The sequence below is a fragment of the Pseudomonas sp. BN505 genome, assembly GCF_029873175.1.
GTDB lineage: Bacteria > Pseudomonadota > Gammaproteobacteria > Pseudomonadales > Pseudomonadaceae > Aquipseudomonas > Aquipseudomonas putida.
The window spans coordinates 1-2079 of sequence record NZ_SSOI01000017.1 but is presented as its reverse complement, the minus strand read 5'-3'; the positions used below and the strand labels follow the sequence as shown (position 1 = coordinate 2079).

The following is a 2079-nucleotide window of genomic DNA, read 5'->3' as shown; positions in this document are numbered from 1 at the left end:
TATGACTGTGAGAACCGGCTGGTGCGGGCCGAGACGTTGGTTAACGGCAAGCTCGAAAGCCAAGGTGAGTATCGGTACGACAGCCTTGGGCGGCGGGTGGCCAAGCAGGCGGAAATCAACGGCGAACTCGAACAGAAGCGCTTCCTCTGGCAGGGGCTGAGGATGCTGCGTGAGGAGACGCCTGGGCAGAGCATCTTGTACCTGTACGAGCCGGGAAGCTATGCGCCGTTGGCGCGGGTCGATCAGGTGGAAGGGGAAGGGCGGAAGGTCTATTACTTCCATACGGACCAGATTGGTACCCCGTTGGAGCTGACCGATAGCGAGGGTGAGATTGTTTGGCAGGCTACTTACCGTTCTTGGGGGGCTGTAGAGCAGCTGGCTGTTAATGAACTTGAGCAAAGTCTACGGTTTCAAGGGCAGTATTTTGATAGTGAGTCCAATCTTAATTATAATACTTTTCGTTATTATAACCCTGAAATTGGGAGGTTCATTACTCAGGATCCAATTGGGCTGGAAGGCGGTAGTAACCTTTATCAATATGCGCCGGAACCAAATGGGTGGGTTGATCCGCTAGGCCTAACTTGTGGCAAGCTGAATGATAAGGTTATTGCCGAGGCGAACCAGGTTGCAGCTCCTGGAGGGAATATTACAGCGCAGCAAGCTGCCATTTTGAAAGGTAACCTACCAGTGGTGCAACGCCGTAGTGTCTTCCAAAATCAAGTGGCGCGAAAAGAATTTGTGAGAGATCAAGATTACTTGATGAGGCAGTGGGAGGCTCATACGGGACGAGTGTGGCCAGAAGGGGCTACGCCGCATCATATTATTCCGCTAGAGAGTGGTGGGGCGAATAAATGGTGGAATTTAATGCCTACGAGAGGTAAGCTCCCTAATCACTCCCTGCCTGGAATACCTGGGCCTCATGCTGCAGGCGGTGTATTGAGAACCACAATCCAACAGAGCAGGAAGGCCTTGCCGCCGGGTACTATAACAGATATGAGAATTTAAAATGCTGGATTTCGAAAAGCTAACTGATGAAATTGGCCGTGCAAACTTTTTTTCTAAGATGGGGGGTGTGCCTGATAAAGTTGAAAATATTATATATATAGAGAGCGTATTTAGGGTTTTTATTGAGCCGGTTGAGTCTGAGTTTCTCGGTGCTTATGAAGATCTTGAGTGGTTACCGACCACTCCCACCCAAGATGATCCGTTCAAGTCATTTCCGAAGCCTCCTAAGGATCTGGTTGATCTTAGGCTTAGAGTAAGTAAGGCTGTAATGCAGTCGGTAAAGAAGGTTCCCAAAGATAAATTTTTGTCGGGTGCGCATGATTTTAGTTTGGCTGCTAGAAATGCGGCTTGTTTTGCGTTTCGACAGTATGTCTCTGAGTGCTATTATGGGGAAGAAAGTGCCTGGTTGAGGATAGTTGAATTATATTTTTCCGGTAGGTGGCCCGTTGGATACTCAAAAAATAAATTAATTGTTATCTAGATTGGTTTTTGTGGCAGGTATTTATAATAGTTGCTTTAGGTTGCTGGTAATGGGGTGGGCAAAGTTTTTAATGTACTAAAGGAGGTATGATATAGTGGTATGCTGTTGTGGTTGTATTTGTGTTGCTAATTTTTGATGATTCGTTCGACGTAGTCCTACACGGCTGAAAACGAATTATTTGGCTAGTCAATATTATGAGCTAGAGGCGGGTTTCTATTTAGCAATGCCCGGCAGGACTTCGCTTACGACGATACCAGCTGGCTGCTGAGCATTCAGTGCTAGCCGACGGCAGCGGACACCTGCACCAGCTGAACCTGGACGGTCAGGTGATCAGCGACATGGAGCGCGATGACCTGCACCGCGAGGTGTACCGCACGCAGGGCAAGCTCACCAGTTGCTTCGGTTATGACGCCATGGGGCGCAAGGCATGGCAGTTTGCGTCGACCTTGCCGGCCGACAAGCTCTCGCAAGTGCACAACACCGGTGTGAATACGTCGCTGCTGGTCGAGCACGCCTACAACCCGATTCATCGCCGTTACCAGTACGACCCAGCCGGTGAACTGGTGCGCACCCTCGACAAGCTGCGTGGCGAG

2 protein-coding genes and 1 pseudogene are annotated in these 2079 nt (G+C 49.7%); all 3 read left to right on the top strand.

What is annotated here, in order from left to right:
• Window positions 1-1005 (top strand): RHS repeat-associated core domain-containing protein (locus E8E78_RS02930; RefSeq protein ID WP_280311775.1); only part of this gene is annotated, 1005 nt, incomplete at its 5' end.
• A gap of 1 nt (window position 1006) precedes the next feature.
• Complete coding sequence (locus E8E78_RS02925; RefSeq protein WP_059396295.1) at window positions 1007-1486, top strand: hypothetical protein; 480 nt, start codon at window positions 1007-1009, stop codon at window positions 1484-1486.
• Between the two features lie 287 nt (window positions 1487-1773).
• Window positions 1774-2079: pseudogene (locus E8E78_RS02920) on the top strand (sugar-binding protein); the annotation flags it as partial.